This is a genomic window from Pararhizobium sp. DWP1-1-3 (genome assembly GCF_049896125.1).
In the GTDB taxonomy this organism is placed as follows: Bacteria; Pseudomonadota; Alphaproteobacteria; order Rhizobiales; family Rhizobiaceae; genus Pararhizobium.
Map to the genome: position 1 here is coordinate 133,311 of NZ_JAFCTR010000002.1, position 18,407 is coordinate 151,717.

Sequence of the window (18,407 nt, forward strand, 5' to 3'; positions counted from 1 at the left end):
AAGCTCAAATTTATGCACATCTTATGCGAGAATATTTATTCCCATAATAATCTGAGTTCAGCGAATTTTGATTTCGGCCTTTTCGCCTAACAGACATCCCGTCGTGCCCTTGCGGGTACGACGGGATGTTCACTCAGAGGCGACTAAGGTCTTTCGCGGCCAAGGTGCGTATCGTGCTGCCGTCTTCATTGAACGTCGTCAACGAGCCATCCTCGCCGTAACTCAGCATTTTCTGTCCGTTGGCGTAGGACATATCCAAAGCGCCCAAAGTCAACCTGCCGTCCTGATCCTTCGATATGGTCACGTCCTTACCGAAAACCTGTCCCAGGAGCATGGTGAAACTCCCGATGCTGCCCCCAAACGTTTTCGCTTGGCTCATCGTCCACATGTTTTCTGTCGTTTTGAATCTCACGATACGTTCATAACCACCCTCACCGTAGTTAAGCCTCAATGTATCGTCGATCATTTTTTGGCTGGCGCCGCTTGCAACCACTTTCGCCATGTGCGCCTCCTTGCCAGCCATATGGTCTTCCCGAGACGGAATTTCCTTCAAATCAAATTGGGCACTGTATTTCGCAAGCGAATAGGCGAGCCTTCCAACGAAGACCTCCGCGTTTTCCAGCGATGCTTCAATCGGTTTAAAGGCAATCAGCGGGTCATCTGCATCAGTGGAGTTAAGTTGGCTGACGGCATCAGCATTCATCGCGCTCCATTGAACGGAAGAGAATTCCGACGATACCGTGCCCCCGACCTCTCGTGGGTTTTGAGCCGCTTGCGGCTGCGCTTTAGCCGCCGCGTTAGCCACAGCTGCTACAGCCTTTGCGCCAACGGCCGACCGGTTGGAGACAATATCCAAAATGGTGTCAGTGGCGCTCTGTCCCTGTATGCCCGGAAGCAGCGACGGCTGGACTTGCTGAAGGATGGTCAGGGCGGCGTTGCCGCTGGAAATGCTGGTCATGGCCGGTTCTTTCTGTGCCTGGCGTCGTGGCACTCATGCCCGACAGAGGTAAAAAATCCGGGGCATCATGCCACCTGAGCGATTACATCATAGAGAATTCCCAAATACAACCATTCCGCGATTTTTCTTAAAAAACCTTAAATAAAGCTAGAAACAAAAGAGAGGCGCTACATTTGACTGCGCGCTAATTAAGATATTCTTCACTTGGACTGCTTCATCTCGACAGGCTTTCGAGACAAGGGCTATTCCAACCACGTCGGCGACGTTGCCTAGTGTGCGCCCTTCATCATCCAGGGCAAAAATAGGAATGCGGTAAACGGCACCGCATTCCTACAAGGAGGATTCCATCGACGAGGACAGCCTCCCCCATGCGCAAGCGAGAGGAAAGGGCCTTATGCGCCGGATGCAAAAGCAATGACGGCGGCGGTAGCGCCGACGGCGAGCAGCGCCACGATGCACAGCCGCAGCAGCATGGCAGCGTCTTCCCGCCCCGTCGTTGCCGGGGTGACGGCTAGAGGGGCTGCGGCGGCATCGCTGCGCCTTTTATACTGATGTGAAAGAACCGCACCACGACCATACAGCATTGAACGAAATCCTTTCCGGTTGGTCTTGCAGGCCGGCAAACCTTAGAAAAAACGTGGCTGTCCGGCGCGTTCCCATTTACGGCGAAACGGCATAGGATTTCGATTGCGCTGGCTCGATGAACATATCAAAATCCCATAAGTCCGCAGCCGCCCGGCGCCTGTCCGCCCGGTCTTAACGGACGGCAAAACGGCTCATTTTTCTGCGCATCGATATTCATCATTCAGGGGGATTTTCCATGGCCAATCCATTGTCCACGCTTGGTATCATCCATACCATCATCAGCGTCGTGCCCATTGTCGCGGGGCTCTATTCCTTTTCGAAATATGCCGCCATCGTTCCGAAATCCAATTCCGGCCGGATCTACATCATCACGCTGTTCCTATCCGCCATCACCTCGTTCGGCCTGTCGAGCACCGGCGGCTTCAATGCGGGCCACGCGATCGGCATCATTGCCATGCTGGCGGTGATCTTTTCCATCGTCATCGCGCAACTCGGCTGGTTCGGCCGCCTCAATCGCTACCTGCAGGCGCTGTCGATGTCGTTTACCTTCTTTCTCTTGATGATCCCCGGCATCAACGAAACCCTGTCGCGCCTGCCGCCCTCAAGCCCGATCGGCGCCGGTCCGGATTCGCCGCCGGTCCAGACGGTTACCGCCATCTGGGCGGTGATCTTCCTGCTCGGCATCTGTCTTCAGGCGTTTATCATGCACCGCCGCGCGGGTTCCGGCTCGGGCGCCCTGCCCGCGTGAGACCAGAAACGGTCAGCGCACGGACAGCCTTGATTTCGCCGGTATTTTAAGGGTTTGTTAAGGCACACCCAGCCGGAGAAACACCATGGCGCTTGGCGCATCGCATCGCTTGCAGGACGGTATCGAGGCCGTCGAGACCATGACCCGTTTCGCCCTTGCCACGCTGGCGCTGGCATCGGGGGTCTATACCTATCTCGGGGTCCGCTCCATCCTCGATGGTTCGGCGACGGCGGTGTTCTTCGCGGCGCTGATCTATTCCTGCGCCGTGTCCGTGGCGATCTACGCTTTCTGGACCTATATGGCGCGGTTCTATCCGCATATCATCGGCGCTGCGGCCAGAACCGCGATGCTCGGCATCATGGCGCTCGGCTGCCTGATGATCATCGCGATGGCAAGCTGGTTGAATGCTGCAGCTCTTGCCGGTTCGGCGGCCCTTGAACAGCACCTGGCCGAAACGGTGGAGGACTACACCGCCGATCTCGACCGCGCCCATCAGAATGCCCTGGCCGCCCAAAGCCTGCTGCCGGATATCCAGCGCGCCTCCGAACGTTTCCAGCGCTTGTCTGATCAGGAGCGCGAAAGCGGTGCACTGACCGGCACGACGGGGGCCGGCAGCGTCGTGCAGCTGCTCGGCCAGATGGCAGCCCAGCTGAACGAGCTCGAAACCGGCATTACCGCCTCACGCGAACGTGTCACCACGCTGTTTGACGAAGGCCGTGCCCATCTTGCCACCATGCGCGGCCTCGTTTCCGCCCCCGGCGCCATCGATCCGCGCGCCGACCAGTTTGCCGCCGAAGCGGTGGCGCTGACCGGCACGATCACGGCGCTGGAGCAGACGTCGATCGCCGCCTCCGTCAAGCGCGCCGCCGAAGATCTGTCGCTCGGCTTCATCGCCCCGGTCGCCAGCGGCCTGGAGGCCGATCTTGCCAACCGGCAGGATCAGGTGATGGAAACCATCCGCACCTCGGTTGCCGCGCAATCCAAGGTCCTTTCGGAAGCGGCCGACCAGATCCTCACCCGCGAGCCGGTCGGCGAACGCCGCTTCGTACCGCTGTCTTCGGCTGCCGCCGTGCTGCGCTACGCCTCGGATTTCATCCCGAGCTGGGCCGGCGCCATCGCCATCGATCTTCTACCTGCCGTCCTCGTCTTCATGCTGTCGATCGCCCATGGCGCGCTGCGCCGACAGGAACAGAGCCTGCCCTTTGCCGAACGGATCACCGCCGCCGAACTGCTGGAAGCGCTGGAGGTGCAAAAGGCGTTGCAGCGCAGCGGCTTCGACATCCAGACGGCAATCAGCGAGGCGGAGGCAAGAGAACAATCCAACATCACCAATCTCGACCTCTCGGGCAAAGGTCCGCGCAAATGAACGCGACGACCCGTCTGCAAGGGTTCGGACAGCGGCTGAAAACCTATCTGCTTTCGGCCGATGACGGCATGCTGATGCGCCACTTCTTTCACGGACTGGTGGTCACCTCGCTGGTGTTCATCGTCATCGACTGGAACGAGCTGAACACCGCCAACCAGGCCCATCCCGGCTTCGACCCGATGCAGCCGCAAGCAGCACCGGTGCTGCCGCCGGCGCTCACCGAAGGCGAACCGCAAAACGCCCCCTCCGACATTACCGCTGACCCAAGCACGCTGAAGCAGGCGATCCGCTTCGAGCTCAAGCCGGGCGGTATCCTGTCGGCCGAAGGCTCGATCGAGCCGGGGGCTGCGGCGCGTTTTGCCGGCGAGATCGAGGCGCGCGGCGAATATGTGAAGACGGTGCTGCTCAACTCCCCGGGCGGGGCGGTCGGCGATGCGCTGGCCATGTCGAAGCTGATCCGCGAGAAAAAGCTCGGCACACGGGTGGCCGCTGGCGCTCTCTGCGCCTCCTCCTGCCCGATCGTCATGGCTGGCGGCGTTTCCCGTGAGGCCGAAAAAGGCGCCGTGATCGGCGTTCATCAGATCTTCAATGGCTCGAAGGAAAAACTCTCGCCCGAACAGGCGATGTCGGACGCTCAACGGACCACGGCCGATGTCAGCCGCCACCTGGAGGAGATGGGCATCAAATCCGGCCTTTGGCTGCATGCGATGGAGACACCACCGGACCGGCTGTATTATCTGACACCGGAAGAAATGACGGCGTTTGCGCTGGTGACGGATGCTGCAACGCCGGTCGCAAAGGCGAAGACGAAATAACCGGGACGCCGCCTTGCGCCGATGCCCCGGCGTCGCCCGTGCCTTACTCCGCTGCCTGCACCTGTCCGAGAGCCGTGGCGATGGCTTCCTTCACCGCCAGTTCGGCCATGGCAAGCGCCGCCTCACGCGTCCTGGCGGCGGCAACGAAGCGGCCGTTATGGCAGAAGCTTGCGCCCTTCACCCCGGATGCCGCCTCCAGATCGCCATTGGTAAGCCCGGCCCAGGCGGCCGGCAGGTCGGCCCGGACCTCAAAACCTTCGTCGGCGCGGCGGATGGTGGTCAGGCACCAATCCTTGTCGCGCGGATGGACGACGAACAGCAGGTGATCGGCGCCCGCCTTGACGACGGCAGGGCGGAACGGCATGCCCATCGGCAGCTCCAGAATATGGCCTTCGCCGGCATCGGCGATCGCCTGATGCACCAATGCCTCGGCCCGCAATTTGGCAGCGCTCTTTTCAATGCGCGCCTCGACGAAGGCGCGAGCAATGGTGAGCGCGTTGTGGAAAGCGCGATCGTCGGCGTCCGGATCGGTCTCGTCGAAAACCGGTTTCAGGGTTTCCAGCAGCACCGGCAGGGTCAGCCCACCCAGCAAGCCTGCAACCGACGGGCTGAGGGCACCATTGTCGACAAGATCGACCGGCAGCACGAAGCTGGCATCGAACGACGCATGGATATCGGCGGCATGCGCCTCGGGAACACCCGACGCGACGAGATAGTCGCGGCCATAATGCTTCCAGATCAATCCGAACGAACTGTAGGGCTGGCTGTCGTCACGCAGCGGCGCACCGCGCTGATGGTGGTCGAAGATGCGCGCTTGCGCATCATAGGCGCCGCCGACATCATAGATGATCCGGTCTGCAGCGGGCGAAATCCATTCCGGCGAACGGCTGCGCACGATCCGCGCCTGCGGGAAAAGCCTCGTGAGGATGACGCTGGACAACAATTCGTCGGCATGGAAGCCACCGGAATGGGTGACGAGGAATTCTGGGGTCATGCCTGGATACGCCTTGTTGCTTGCGGAAGTTCGCTTGGGGGTTTGCACCAGATAGCCATTGCAGGGTGTCATCTCAACCCGTCATCGGCGTGACGAACATGCGAAATGGAAACTTTTCGGCACAGCGATGCCCGTTTATCGCCAATCGCGGCCATCGGCCTTAACCGATAGCGCCGGTTGGTCACCGGGTTATGACGGGCGCCGAACCGGGAGCGGGACGTCGGACAGGGCTTCATTCGGCCTCGTGCTGATGGCGTGCACCTGGCCGGGGATCTCATCGCCCAGATAGCTCTTATTGCCTGGTAGACCCATCGGGTACAGTGCGTCGCGGCTGGCCTCGTAGGCAGCGCTCTCACCGGTGCAGAGGCGAACACGCATATCCTGCGGCGCGACGTCGGTGCGGTTTTGCAGATGAGTGACAAGCCCTGCCTTGGATGGCAAGCGGCCCTCGAAGGCCTGTGTCAGATATTGCGCCGAGCGTTCGTTGCGTTCGCGCTCCGTCGTTGCGCCCAAAACCACCACCATCACGCGTTTTCCATTGCGTGTGGCCAGCCCGACAATATTGCGGCCGGAGGCACAGAGAAAACCGGTCTTCATGCCGATCGTGCCTGAAAAGCGGGTCAAGAGCAGATTGTTGGACTTGATCTCCTTGCCGTCGATGGTGACGGCCGAGGCCAGGAAGAAGCGGCGATATTCCGGAAACAGCCGGTCCACCTCCATGCCAAGGATCGCGAGATCGCGTGCGGTCGTATAATTGGTTTTGTCGAACAGGCCGTTCGGATTGGAAAAATGGGTGCCCGTCAGCCCAAGGCGGGTTGCCGCCTCATTCATTTTCCGCACAAAAGACGTTTCGTCGGGCGCCACCGCTTCAGAAAGAGCAACAGCGACATCGTTTGCCGATGCGGCGATCATGGCAAACAGCGCGTCTTCGAGCGTCATCGTCCGCCCGAAGGTCAAGCCGGATTCGAGAAAGGCCTGTTTCGTGGCGTTGCGGGTCATGGTGACGGGTGTTGTCAGCGTCACCTCACCAGAGCGCAGGGCCTCAAACACCACGAACGCCGTCATCAGCTTGGTCGTCGAGGCCGGATACCAGGGCACCCCGGCATCCTCCTGGTAGAGCACCTGCCGGCTATCGGCATCGACCACCAGCACAGGCGTCGCATGGGCCGGTGCCGCCAGGAAAAGCGAGGCAATCAACGCCAACTTTTTCCAGGGCCGTCCAGCCAATTTGTTTTCGGTCATCTGCCAGTCTCCGGAGAAAGGCGTCCTCATGCCATGCTGCGCCACCAGAGGACAAGCGTTTGCTGCGAAAGCGCAACGAATTGGTCGGCCGGGAGTTCCGGCAGACGATCGCGTTGGGCCACAAAAGCCGCCGGCCCCACAGCCGACAGCTCAGCCATCCGCTTGCGGCGAGCATGGCTCACTGCAACATCCTTACAAATCCGACGCCGACGAGTGCGCCCAGTCCATATACAGGTCCTTGGCCTTGGCGGCGATCGGGCCGGGCTGCAGGTCGCGGTCTTCGAGTTTGGTGACGGGGACGACCTTGGAATAGTTGCCGGAGGTGAAGATCTCGTCGGCGGACTCGAAATCGGACAGCGTCAGCGTCGTCTCGACCACGTCGAAGCCGGCGTCGCGCAGCAGGGTCATCACGCGCAAGCGGGTGATACCGGCGAGAAAAGTCTTGTTGGAGGCGGGCGTGAAGACGACGCCGTCCTTGACCATGAAGACGTTGGACGAGCCGGTCTCGGCGATATTGCCGAGCATGTCGCGCACCAGCGCATTGGAGAAGCCGCGGCTGCGGGCCTCGATCAGGATACGGCCGTTGTTGGGATAGAGGCAGCCGGCCTTGGCGTCTGTCGGCATGCATTCGATCGTCGGGCGGCGGAACGGCGAAATGGTCAGCGACTGGCCGCCGGGGCCTTCGCCCATCGGCGCTTCGAACAGGCAGAGCGCAAACCGGGTCGAATCGGGATCGACGGCAACGACGCTGCCGGGCATGCCATGTTCGCCCCAATACATCGGCTTGATGTAGATGGCAGTCTGGCCGTCGAATTTCTTGACGCCTTCCCAGGCCAGCGCCTCGATATCCTCTGCCGTCACCACCGGCTTCAAGCCCAGCGCGAGCGCCGAGCGGTTGACGCGCTGGCAATGCAGGTCGAGATCTGGCGCGATGCCGTCGAACCAGCGGGCGCCGTCGAACACCGTCGAGCCCAGCCACATGGCATGCGATGTCGGGCCGATCAGCGGCGGATTGCCGGAAAGCCATTCGCCATCGACATAGGTAAAGGTGGTGCTGCGCGGGGATGTATCGACGGCCATGATAGTCTCCTGTTTGTCCGTGTTTGACCCGGCATAACCGGAAAATCGAGAAGTGGGGTAAATAGGTACATCAAAAAAAGTCATGGCGGCAATCGCTGCTGCTCTCTGGCCAAATCCTTGAGGAGAGTTTACCCCCCTCTGTCACTCCGTGACATCTCCCCCACAAGTGGGGAGATTGACCGGCCCCATTTGCGCCTCCCTTACGTTGAAACCGGTGAGGAAAACGAATGATCTCCCCCCTTGTGGGGGAGATGTCACGAAGTGACAGAGGGGGGTTTACGCGGCATGATCTGACGATAGGTTCAACCGTCCGCATCCACTGTCATATAAAGGACCGCACCGATGAAAGCCATGTATTACGACGCCTTCGGCAAGACGCCCGACATCCGCGTGCTGCCGGACCCGACGCCGAGCGCCGATGGCGTCGTCATCAAGGTCGAGGCGACCGGGCTTTGCCGCAGCGACTGGCACGGCTGGATGGGGCATGATCCCGATATCGCCCTGCCGCATGTGCCCGGCCATGAACTCGCCGGCACGGTCGCCGCCACCGGCAAGGGCGTGCTGCGCTACAAGGTGGGCGACCGGGTGACCGTGCCGTTCGTCTCCGGCTGCGGCCGCTGCGGCGAGTGCCATTCCGGCAATCAGCAGGTCTGCGCCAACCAGTTCCAGCCGGGCTTTACCCATTGGGGCTCGTTTGCCGAATATGTCGCCATCGACTTTGCCGATCAGAACCTTGTGCATCTTCCCGAAAATCTGGACTATGCCACCGCCGCCAGCCTCGGCTGCCGGTTCGCCACCTCGTTCCGGGCCATCGTCGATCAGGGCCGGGTGCGCGGCGGTGAATGGGTGGCGGTGCATGGCTGCGGCGGCGTCGGTCTGTCGGCGATCATGATCGCAACCGCGCTCGGCGCCAATGTCATCGCGATCGATATTTCCGAGACGAAGCTCTCCTTTGCCCGCGAGATCGGCGCCGTCGCCACCATCGACGGCAGCGTCACCGGCGATGTGGCCGAAGCCGTGCGCGAGATCACCAAGGGCGGCGCGCATGTGTCGATCGATGCGCTGGGGTCTCCCGTCACCTGCTTCAACTCGATCAAGAATCTCCGCCGCCGCGGCCGCCATATGCAGGTCGGACTGATGCTCGGCGAGCATGCCAGCCCGCAGATCCCGATGTCTCAGGTGATCGGCCACGAGCTGGAAATCTACGGCAGCCACGGCATGCAGGCCTGGCGCTACGAGGCGATGATGGCGATGCTTGAAACCGGCAAGCTCAACCCGCAAAAACTGATCGGCCGGCATATCAGCCTGGAGGAAGCGGTGCCGGCATTGACGACGCTGGATACGGCGCAGGACCTGGGGATCAGCGTCATCACGCGGTTCTGAGGCAAGCAGCCATCGGTATGGCTGCGATGGGGCGCAGCACGACGGTTCACCGCCGCAACCAGAGCGCCGCCGCAAGGCGTCTGCATATCACATGGCGATTATATTCTGCCGGGGCAGCTTCCCTTTAGCCAGCGGCGCCCTATTTCACGTCATGCCGCGCAATGCGTCGTTCTTTTTAGGAGTGGGATAAATGGCATCATCCATGCTGATCAGTATTCTGATCACGTTTCTCGTCATCGTACTTGTTTTGTATCTCGTTGCGCGCCTGCCGATCGACGGCCGCGCCAAGCAGATCGTCCAGATCATCGTGATCATCATCGGCGTTATTTCGCTTCTGAAATACCTCGCGGTGTTTTAAACATCGCTCAAGGTTCAGTCGTCCCGGGCGGGAGAGCGATCTCCCGCCTTTGCCCCGTCAACGTTTCAAAGCGAGTTCATTCCATTGGCCGATAAAACCGACGTCAAAACTCCTGGCAAAGTAACCGTACGGCGCAGCCCGGACGAAACGTCCGCGGCCGCCCTCAACATCATCAACCAGGAACTGGTGGCCCGAACCAAGAAGACCGCGATGCTGAAAGCCCTGCGGCTCGGCCAGGAACAGGCTGAAGAAAAGCCGGTGAAGAAGGCTGCTGCCAAGAAGAAGAAATAACGGGCGGGATTGCCGAGCCGCTTGGCACTGCGTCATTTCGGGGCTTTCCGCACAATCCAGTGCGCCGTGTTCATGGGCCGCAAGGCTCTGGACTTGATGGATCAAAGACGATCGCGGCAGCCTCCCTCTTCTCCCCAGCGCGGAGAAGTGCCGAGCGCATGCGAGGCGATGAGGGGATTTCCTTACAATTTCAGAGCGTGCCGCCCCCTATCCGGCCTGTCGGCCACCTTCTTCCCGCTGGGGACAAGAGGGAGCGCCACCCCGGCTCACGACGCCCGGCGGTAGGCGAAGGTCTTGCCGCCGTCTTGGGTGGAGATCAGGCCCATGCGATAGAGCGCCGCCAGCACGCTGCAATCTTGCAAGCGGCAAAATAGCCGCAACATCCCGCCGGGGTTGCATTCGTCAAAACCCCTCTTCCCCCAACCCCGCTGTCGCTGGTAATTTCGAGCCTGACGGCAACGGAATCATGAGGCGACCGATGGCAGTGGCGGCGGAAAGGCAGGAGAAGCGGGCGGATGCGCTTTATGCGCCTTTGCTTTCGGCCAATGCGGGGCATCCGAACGGCTGGCCGGTGCGGGTGATCGTTTCATCGCAGACCGAGGCGCGGCATAACAAGGCCGTATGGGCGCCGAGCCATCTGATCTCGATCCGGGCGCCGGGCACCAAACTTCTGTCGATGATCGACCTTCCGGCCGGGCGGCATCTCGAATTGCTGTTCGGCGACGCCACCGATCCGGATGAGGCGGAGGCGGCCAAACCCGCCGATATCGAACAGGCGTTCGCCTTTATCGACACCCTGCCGCAGGACGCGCGTCTGCTCATCCACTGCCTGCGCGGCATCGGCCGCTCGACGGCGCTGACGCTCGGCATCCTTGCCCGCTATATGGAGCCGGAGGATGCGGCGGCGGCTTTGCATGGGCTGCGCCCGGAGGCCAAACCGAACCGGCATGTCACCGGGCTTTGCGACGCGGCGCTCGGTCTGAAGGGGCGGCTTGCCAAACAGGCGCTGCGGTTTCCCGCCAAGGTCTGGAAACCCGCGAAGAGTTGATCGGATTGCGCCGGGAAACCCCGGTTGCGCCAAGAAACATTGTGCGGCGCACAAATCTTTGACATGATCCCGGCAGAGAACCGTATGGAAGCGGTGATTGCGCGATGCCTCAAGCCCAAGGGCACGGCCAGGCGAAAAACGCGATCAATCAAGGCGCTGACAGCTCTGTTTCGTGTATTGAAGGAGAGGAGTGCCAAGGGAATGACGGGAGAATTCGATGTCTCATGCGGCCTATGTGTTCGATGCCTATGGCACGCTGTTCGACGTGCACGCGGCGGTGCGCAGACATGCGGGCGCGATGGGGCCTGACGGCCAGGCCTTTTCCGATCTCTGGCGGGCCAAGCAGCTGGAATATTCCTGGATCCGCACGCTGATGGGCACATATACCGATTTCTGGACGCTGACCGAACAGGCGCTGGACTATGCCTTTGCCCGGTTTCCCTCCGCTGACAAGAAACTCAAGGCAGCGCTGCTCGACGCCTACTGGCATCTCGACTGCTATCCGGAAGTGCCAAGTGTCTTAAAACATCTGAAGGATCGCGGCGCCCGCATCGCCATCCTGTCGAACGGCACGCCGCAAATGCTGCAATCGGCGGTGAAGAAAGCCGGGCTCGATCTGATCATCGACGACATCTTTTCGGTCGAGACGGTGAAAGCCTTCAAGACCGCGCCTGCGGTCTACGATATGGTGACGACCACCTACCGGCTCTATCCCGATGCCGTCTCGTTCCAGTCGTCCAACCGCTGGGACATTGCCGGCGCCACCAAATTCGGCTTCCGCACCGTCTGGATCAACCGGGCCAACATGCCCGACGAATATGCCGATTTCGGTCCGTCGCTGATCCTGCCGTCGCTGGAAAGTCTTTAGGGTATTTTTTGTTTTTACGCATTTCCGGACGCAAAACCGCTTCGCACTTTTGCTGGAACTGCTCTAACACTCAAAGGACACGCCATGTCTTGGTCTGCCGAACAATATATGAAATTCGAGGACGAGCGCACCCGGCCGGCCCGCGACCTGCTCGACCAGATCCCAAACCTGCCGGACGGCGCGCTCTACGATCTCGGCTGCGGCCCCGGCAATTCGACCGAGCTGATCCACGACCGTTTCCCCGCCTATATCCTGACCGGTATCGACAGCGACGAAAACATGCTGGTGGCGGCGCGCAAGCGCATGACCCATACGCGCTTCGAGAAGGGCGACCTGACGCAATGGGCGCCGCCAAAACCTGCCGTGCTGCTGTTTGCCAATGCCGTGTTTCAATGGCTGCCGGATCATCTGAGCACCATCGAGCGGCTGATGGGGCAACTGATCCCCGGCGGCACGATTGCCGTGCAGATGCCCGATAATCTCGACGAGCCGTCGCATGTTTCGATGCGGGAGCTGGCGGAAGACCCGCGTTTCTCCCAATATTATCCGAACGGCGGTGAGCGGCGCGCCGCCCTGCCAGCACCTTCCGTCTATCTCGACCGGCTGGAATCGAACTGCATCAAGATCGATGTCTGGCACACGATCTACTATCACCGGCTGGCAAATGCCGAAGCCATCGTCGAATGGGTCAAGGGCACCGGCCTTCGCCCCTATCTCGATGCGCTGCCGGCCGATGCACGCGAAGCCTATCTGGCTGCCTATCTCCGGCGCATCCGCGAGGCCTATCCGCCGCTTGCGGATGGACGGGTTCTGCTGAAATTCCCGCGCCTGTTCGTGGTGGCGGTCAAGCGGTAGCGATCAACCGCCCACCCGAGAACTACGGCTTTTTCATCAGATGTTCGGCAACCGCCTCGAAGGCCGGCAGCGTCGTCGGGTCGTTGGCGGCGTTGCCGGCTGTCGGGTGCGAGGAGAAGCGGGCAATGACCATGCGCGCCGCCGGGTCGATATAGATCGACTGGCCGTGCACGCCGCGCGCCATGTAAGCGCCGTGCGCATCGTGCGACACCCACCACATGCCGCGATAGCTCCAGCCGGGAAGATTGGCATAGCCGGCCTTTTCGAACGCCGCCTTGTCGCCACCACCGCTGATACTCTGGATGGCCGCTTCCGGCACCAGCCGTTTTCCGCCCACGACGCCATCGTCAAGCAGCAGTTGACCGACCCGGGCCATGTCGCGCAGGCCGGCGTTCAGACCGCCGCCGGCAAAAGGCGTACCGGTCGAATCGACGGTGTAATAGGCATCCTGCTCGGCACCCATCCTGCTCCAGAGGCGCTCCGACAAGAGATCGGCAACCGACTTGCCGCTGACGCGCGCGATGATCCACCCGAGCGCATCGGTGTTGATCGTCTTGTAGCCGAAGGCGACGCCGTGTTCGCCCTGCTTGGCGACGGTCTGCAGATAGTCGAAATAGCTCTGCGGGCCTTTGTAATCGGCCGGTTTCGGCAGCGGATTTCCGGCGGCCGAATAGGTCCAGACATCGGCATCGGGGTCGGCGTAATCCTCGCTGTAGCGCAGGCCGGTGGTCATATCGAGCACCTGGCGCACCGTCGCATCGCCAAAGGCGCTCCTTGCCAATTCCGGCACGATGGTTGCGACCTTGGCCGTTGCATCGAGCTTGCCTTCGGCCACCAGCATTTCGCCGAGCAGCCCGGTCAGCGATTTCGTCACCGACATCGCCCCATGCTGGCCGGCCTCGTCGAGGCAGCCGGAATAGCGCTCATAGACGACCTTGCCCTCGTGCAGGATGACGATGCCATCGGTATAATTGGCAGACAGCGACTGCGCCCAGGTCGTCGGTGTGCTCGCGCCCGTCGGGATGAACGTCAGGCCATCGATTGCCGCGTCGATCGTCCGCTCCAGCGGGCGTGGCGCGCCGAGCCCGCGGCTGACGCCGACGGTCGGCATCAGCTGGCGGAAATGGCAGACGGTCCAGCGCATCTTCGGGAAGCTGAAATAATCCGGATCGGAAAAACGGATGATTTTTTCGGCAGGCGGTGGCGCGCCCACCATCCAGCCGAGCGCCTTCGGATCGGATTGTTCGGCCGTCATCGCTGCCCCCTGTGCATGGCTCAAGACCGGCATCGACAGGGTGGCAAGGGTGATTGCGGTGCTGATCTTAGAAATTGACGACCACATTGATGAAGCCTCCTGTCCAGTTCGGTGCTTTTTTGCCAATCGCGGCGTCCAGTCCGGCGCCCGGAAACGACACGGCGCTGGGGCTTCCCTCGAAATAGAGCGGATCGAAGCGTTCGAGCTTCGAAGTCGAGGGTTCGTCGCCGCCGGGTTGTCAACCCGTATCGCAATCTGTCTATCCGATTCCCCACCGGCATGCGCGCCGCGATGACGTGTCCGGTAAAATTACACGCCAAGCTGACAAACAGCCCTCTGGCGCGCCGGCCCGGTTAAGGGCATCCTGTCACCACAGAGAATTGTGCCTATGGCTGTTGGAGGACCGCCCATGCGCTGCTTTACTGTACTTGGACCGTCGCAGACCGGAAAATCGACGATCGTGGAAAAGCTCGGCGCGCTCGAGGCGCCCCCGAAAAAATCCACCTCTCCCTACGGACTGAACCTCACGGAATTCACCTTTTGCGCCGAAGCCTGGTGTGCGCTGGATACGCCGGGGCTGAACGAGGCGCTTGCCCATGCGCAGCAGGCGCTTCTGGCCAGCGATGCCTGCATTCTCTGCGTCTCGCCCGTTCCGGAAGAAGCGGTGCTTGCGGCGCCTTATCTGCGGATGATCGAAGCGTCGGGCACGCCCTGCATCCTGTTCGTCAACCGGATGGACGCGCCGAGGGGCCGGTTGCGCGACGTGATCGCAGCCCTTCAGGACTATGCCAGCCACACGCTTTTGCTGCGCCAGATCCCGATCCGTGAAGGCGACCGCATCGTCGGCAGCTGCGACCTGATTTCGGAGCGGGCCTGGCGCTACCGCGAAGGCCAGACTTCGGCACTGATCGCCATTCCCGACAGCACCTCTGAGCGGGAGCATGCGGCGCGCACCGAACTTCTGGAACATCTGTCGGAGTTCGACGACTGGCTGCTGGAAGAGCTGATCGAGGATCGCGAACCGCCGAGCGACGCGCTTTATGCGATCTCCACACGGGTACTGCGCGAAAACAAAATTATTCCGGTGCTGATCGGTGCTGCCAGCCATGGCAATGGGATGATGCGGCTGATGAAGGCGCTGCGCCACGAGGCACCGCCGGTGGATGCGCTGCGCGAGCGTCTTGCCATGGCCGAAAAGATCGACAAGAGCAAACTCAAGGCCGTCAGCTTCCACGCCTATCATCGCCAGAACATCGGCAAGACCGTTTTGGCACGCGCGCTCAGTGACGGGTTGAAACAGGGAGCGTCTCTCGGCGGTTCCGGGCTGGGGGCCGTCCAGGATCCGGCCAACGGCAAGGGCAATGCGGTGTTTTCCCCGGTGGCCGGCGACCTCTTTGCGACGGTCAAATCCGATCACCTGCCCGTGCCGGCGCTTTTAACCAATGATGCCGCCCTTGCCGCACCCGGATGGACGCAAGCGCCGACGCCGATGCTGGAAAGGATATTGGTGCCCGGCAGCGAGCGCGACGAAAACAAGCTTTCGGAAACGCTGGCAAAACTGTCGGAAACCGATCGCAGCCTCAAGATCCTGCAGGAAGAAGGGACCGGCGCCCAGATGGTCTGCGCCCAGGGGCCGGTGCATCTGCGCGATCTGCTGCGCACCCTGTCCGACGTCTTTCACGTCACCACCACCGAGCGCGCACCGACACCGGTCTATCGCGAGACGATCTCGAAACCGGCCGAAGTCCACTACCGCCACCGCAAGCAGACCGGTGGTGCCGGACAGTTTGCCGATGTGAAACTGACCATCCATCCGAATGGGCGCAGCCAGGGATTTTCCTTTACCGAAACCGTCAAGGGCGGCGTCGTGCCGCGCAACTATATCCCGGCCGTCGAAGCCGGAGCCCGCGAGGCGATGGAGAAAGGCCCGCTCGGCTTTGCGGTGATCGATGTCGGCGTGACGCTGACGGACGGCCAGCATCATGCGGTCGACAGTTCCGAACATGCGTTCCGCTCCGCCTCGAAAATGGGCGTGCGGCAGGCTCTGTCGGAAGGGGCGGCCGTTTTGATGCAGCCGGTGTTCCGCAGCGAGATCCACATTCCCTCGGTCTATTCCGGCAATCTGGTGCAGATCGTTTCGTCTTTGAAAGGCCAGGTGCTCGGCTTCGACCGGGACGAGACTGCCAAGGGCTGGGATATTTTTCGCGCCCTTGTTCCCGGCGGTGCACTTGACGAACTGGCCCGCGCGCTGCGCTCGGCCACTCAGGGCATCGGCTACTTCTCCAAGACCTTCGATCATTTCGAAGAACTCTACGGCAAGGAGGCCGATGCGATCGTGCGGGCCCATGGGACGCAGCGCGCCGAGCACTGAACGTCAGGGCTTACCGCGGCGCGGATGGATGGTTTCGCCACGGCCAAGCATGGCGACCAACCTTTCGATGATGCGCGCGCGGGTTTCCGGCTTGTTGGCGGTGTGAACGCGGTAGAGCACGGCGTAGCGGTTGGCGCCGTCCAGCGTGCCGAACAGGGTTTTGGCACCTTCGTTTCCGTCGAGCGCTTGCTGCAGGTCGGCCGGTACGGTGATCGTGCTCTGGGACTGATAGCCAACCTCCCAGCGCCCATCTGCCTTCGCCCGTTCGATTTCCGCATGGCCGGCCGGACGCATGCGCCCCGCCTCGATCAGGGCCTCTGCCCGCTTGCAGTTGATCGCCGACCACTTGCTTTTCGGCCGCCGTGGCGTGAAGCGGATCAGCCAGTAATTGCCGTCAAACGGTTTCAGCTGGCCGTCGATCCAGCCATGGCACAGTGCCGTATCGATCGCCTCCGGTTTGGAGACGGTGGACACGCCCGACGCCTTCTTGGCAAATTTCAGCCAGAGCCCGCTCGCTGACAGCGGCTGACTGGCGAGCCAGCTTTCCCATTCGGCGGCATCTGCGAAAGCCAATACGGGCAGTTCGGCTTGGTTCTCGGCCATGACCGGTCTCTCCTCACACTGTCAGCGCGCCTGCGGCTCCAGGGTCTCTTGATGAATCAACCTGATTTCCTCAGCGACAAGGTGTTGCAGGCGCCAGAGATTGCGGTCGTGAATGCCGAAATCCTCCAGATGCGAGACGGTGTTGTAGAGATATTCGGCACCCGATCCGAAATGTCCGCAAGCCCGGGCCAGAACGCCCGCCACCTCGTTCAGCGGCAGGCGGGAACGGATCCGTTCGCCGGTCGCCCCCACCCAGAAACCCAGAGCCCGGCAGGGGCCGCTTTCGGATTTGACCGATATCCACCGGACGGCATCGATATTTTCGACGGCGCTGACTTCGCGGCGCAGCATGCGTTCGATCTGGGCGGCGCGGTCGTTATCCGGCAGCCGGTAGATAACCCCGTCGCAGCGGCCGCCGCGCTCCAGCGCCATCATCAACCCGGGCTGATCGTGCGAGCCGCGCCAGCGGTTGATATGCAGACAGAACGACCGGTGCCAGCCAAAGGCCGTCGCGCGCTGCCGGTCGGTCGCCTCGAATTCCGGCTTCCAGATCAGCGAACCATAGGCAAACACCCAAAGCGGCTCACCATGGCTTTCCCGCTCAAGCGCCACGGCGAGATCGCGATATTGCTCGTCGCTGATCGCGGTCCATCGTCCGTCCGGGCCGGGATCGGTGATATCGCGATGACAGAGCGCCACCATATCCGGTGTCAGAGACATTTTTCGCGGTTGAGGCATCAGAATCTCGTCTCGGCAGGGCAGTGTCGGAAGAAGCATGTGGGGCCTGCCTGCCCAAACTGCCAGACCCAACTGATCAGTCAAGCGGTGAAACAGCCACCCGATACCCGCCTGTTTCCTGTGGCTCCGTTGGTCTCCACAGCTTTCAGGGCCCGGCAAACAATCCGTTCGGCCGCCGCTCAACGCAAGGCATTCGCAGACCTGGTCACGCCGGCCGGTAAATCTGCGCCACCGAGCCTCCCGGAAAGGCTGTTGCGCTGATCAGTTTGAGGCGCCTTGGCAGGACTAAATCAGAAAAGATCGGCAAGCCCTTGCCGAGGATCACCGGATGCACCAGCAAGGCGTATTGATCGACCAGCTCCCGGCCGATGAGGCTGCGCGCAAAGGCGGCACCTCCGTGGGCGATGATCGGCTTGCCGTCGCCGCTCTTCAGCCTGGCGATGTCGCCGGCCAGATCGCCGCTGGCCACAATGGCCTCGTCCCAACTGTCCGCGCCGGGCTGTAACTGTCCGGATTGCGTGTTTGCCGCCGCCTTCAGGATCACCGCCCCTTGTCTTGAAAAGACGGCCTTCGGAATCTGGTTCATCGGCGGCGCGAACACGCCGGTGGAGGTCGGCCAAAAGGCGGCCATGTCCTGGAAGGTACGGCTGCCCATGATATGCAGACTGGCGTTCGATACCGTCTCCACGCTCCAGGCAATGGCCTCCTGGTCGCCGCTGAACATCCATTCGATCTCGCCATCAGGACCGCTGACGAAGCCGTCGAGCGACATGGACATTTTCAGGATCAACTCTCGCATGGTTTTCTCCTTCGCCAGGACGGGCTGGGCCAATCGGTTCCGGCACCGGG

At 61.6% G+C, this 18,407-nt stretch carries 19 protein-coding genes; 10 read left to right on the forward strand and 9 right to left on the reverse strand.

The features are described 5' to 3' along the window. Window positions 1-133: 133 nt before the first annotated feature. Together ACP7BS_RS05160 and ACP7BS_RS05165 are read right to left on the reverse strand one after the other, a co-directional pair. A complete protein-coding gene (locus ACP7BS_RS05160) occupies window positions 134-958 on the reverse strand; it encodes a hypothetical protein (RefSeq protein WP_426236682.1) in 825 nt (274 codons plus the stop codon). 392 nt (window positions 959-1,350) lie between these two features. Then, window positions 1,351-1,542 (reverse strand): hypothetical protein, encoded by a 192-nt coding sequence (locus ACP7BS_RS05165; RefSeq protein WP_426236684.1) that lies wholly within the window; start codon window positions 1,540-1,542, stop codon window positions 1,351-1,353. Window positions 1,543-1,778: 236 nt separating this feature from the next. Between ACP7BS_RS05165 and ACP7BS_RS05170 the strand changes: the two genes are divergently transcribed. The 3 genes from ACP7BS_RS05170 to ACP7BS_RS05180 all read left to right on the forward strand — a co-directional run bounded on the left by ACP7BS_RS05170 (window position 1,779) and on the right by ACP7BS_RS05180 (window position 4,472). Then, window positions 1,779-2,291 (forward strand): hypothetical protein, encoded by a 513-nt coding sequence (locus ACP7BS_RS05170; protein ID WP_426228691.1) that lies wholly within the window; start codon window positions 1,779-1,781, stop codon window positions 2,289-2,291. Window positions 2,292-2,376: 85 nt separating this feature from the next. Further along, window positions 2,377-3,657, forward strand: coding sequence for a hypothetical protein (locus tag ACP7BS_RS05175; protein WP_426123569.1), 1,281 nt, complete (start codon window positions 2,377-2,379; stop codon window positions 3,655-3,657). Then, window positions 3,654-4,472, forward strand: coding sequence for a hypothetical protein (locus ACP7BS_RS05180; protein WP_426236686.1), 819 nt, complete (start codon window positions 3,654-3,656; stop codon window positions 4,470-4,472). Before ACP7BS_RS05175 ends, ACP7BS_RS05180 begins: the two co-directional genes overlap by 4 nt. 43 nt (window positions 4,473-4,515) lie before the next feature. Here ACP7BS_RS05180 and ACP7BS_RS05185 read toward each other — a convergent pair whose 3' ends face one another. From ACP7BS_RS05185 to ACP7BS_RS05195, 3 genes are all read right to left on the reverse strand, one after another. Continuing rightward, window positions 4,516-5,466, reverse strand: coding sequence for an MYG1 family protein (locus tag ACP7BS_RS05185; protein WP_426236688.1), 951 nt, complete (start codon window positions 5,464-5,466; stop codon window positions 4,516-4,518). Window positions 5,467-5,655: 189 nt separating this feature from the next. Then, a complete protein-coding gene (locus ACP7BS_RS05190) occupies window positions 5,656-6,708 on the reverse strand; it encodes a D-alanyl-D-alanine carboxypeptidase family protein (RefSeq protein ID WP_426236690.1) in 1,053 nt (350 codons plus the stop codon). A gap of 192 nt (window positions 6,709-6,900) precedes the next feature. Next, on the reverse strand, window positions 6,901-7,788 hold the full coding sequence (locus tag ACP7BS_RS05195) for a branched-chain amino acid aminotransferase (protein ID WP_426236692.1): 888 nt from the start codon (window positions 7,786-7,788) through the stop codon (window positions 6,901-6,903). Window positions 7,789-8,130: 342 nt separating this feature from the next. On the opposite strand from ACP7BS_RS05195, the gene ACP7BS_RS05200 reads away from it, so the two are divergent. The 6 genes from ACP7BS_RS05200 (at window position 8,131) to tam (ending at window position 12,591) form a co-directional block, all read left to right on the forward strand. After that, a complete protein-coding gene (locus ACP7BS_RS05200) occupies window positions 8,131-9,171 on the forward strand; it encodes a zinc-dependent alcohol dehydrogenase family protein (protein WP_426236694.1) in 1,041 nt (346 codons plus the stop codon). 190 nt (window positions 9,172-9,361) lie between these two features. Beyond that, the gene (locus tag ACP7BS_RS05205) at window positions 9,362-9,529 is read left to right on the forward strand and encodes a Thivi_2564 family membrane protein (RefSeq protein WP_426228700.1); all 168 of its coding nucleotides are present in this window, start codon (window positions 9,362-9,364) and stop codon (window positions 9,527-9,529) included. A gap of 84 nt (window positions 9,530-9,613) precedes the next feature. After that, window positions 9,614-9,820, forward strand: coding sequence for a hypothetical protein (locus tag ACP7BS_RS05210; protein ID WP_426236696.1), 207 nt, complete (start codon window positions 9,614-9,616; stop codon window positions 9,818-9,820). A gap of 478 nt (window positions 9,821-10,298) precedes the next feature. Then, window positions 10,299-10,868 carry a phosphatase gene (locus ACP7BS_RS05215; protein ID WP_426236698.1) on the forward strand — a complete coding sequence of 190 codons (570 nt, stop codon included), beginning with the start codon at window positions 10,299-10,301 and terminating at the stop codon, window positions 10,866-10,868. 217 nt (window positions 10,869-11,085) lie between these two features. Continuing rightward, entirely contained in the window at window positions 11,086-11,736 is a 651-nt protein-coding gene (locus ACP7BS_RS05220) for a haloacid dehalogenase type II (protein WP_426228705.1), read from the forward strand. A gap of 84 nt (window positions 11,737-11,820) precedes the next feature. Further along, window positions 11,821-12,591, forward strand: a complete 771-nt coding sequence (gene tam, locus ACP7BS_RS05225; RefSeq protein ID WP_426236700.1) for a trans-aconitate 2-methyltransferase — start codon at window positions 11,821-11,823, stop codon at window positions 12,589-12,591. 22 nt (window positions 12,592-12,613) lie between these two features. Here the strand turns inward: tam and ACP7BS_RS05230 are convergent, their stop codons facing one another. Next, window positions 12,614-13,846, reverse strand: coding sequence for a serine hydrolase domain-containing protein (locus ACP7BS_RS05230; protein ID WP_426237445.1), 1,233 nt, complete (start codon window positions 13,844-13,846; stop codon window positions 12,614-12,616). A gap of 409 nt (window positions 13,847-14,255) precedes the next feature. On the opposite strand from ACP7BS_RS05230, the gene ACP7BS_RS05235 reads away from it, so the two are divergent. Then, window positions 14,256-16,217, forward strand: coding sequence for an elongation factor G (locus ACP7BS_RS05235; protein ID WP_426236702.1), 1,962 nt, complete (start codon window positions 14,256-14,258; stop codon window positions 16,215-16,217). A 3-nt stretch (window positions 16,218-16,220) separates the two neighbouring features. Here the strand turns inward: ACP7BS_RS05235 and ACP7BS_RS05240 are convergent, their stop codons facing one another. From ACP7BS_RS05240 to ACP7BS_RS05250, 3 genes are all read right to left on the reverse strand, one after another. Continuing rightward, entirely contained in the window at window positions 16,221-16,820 is a 600-nt protein-coding gene (locus ACP7BS_RS05240; RefSeq protein WP_426236704.1) for a YdeI/OmpD-associated family protein, read from the reverse strand. Between the two features lie 21 nt (window positions 16,821-16,841). Continuing rightward, window positions 16,842-17,558, reverse strand: a complete 717-nt coding sequence (locus tag ACP7BS_RS05245; protein ID WP_426236706.1) for a gamma-glutamylcyclotransferase — start codon at window positions 17,556-17,558, stop codon at window positions 16,842-16,844. A gap of 205 nt (window positions 17,559-17,763) precedes the next feature. Next, on the reverse strand, window positions 17,764-18,390 hold the full coding sequence (locus ACP7BS_RS05250; RefSeq protein WP_426236708.1) for a dihydrofolate reductase family protein: 627 nt from the start codon (window positions 18,388-18,390) through the stop codon (window positions 17,764-17,766). Window positions 18,391-18,407: the final 17 nt, after the last annotated feature.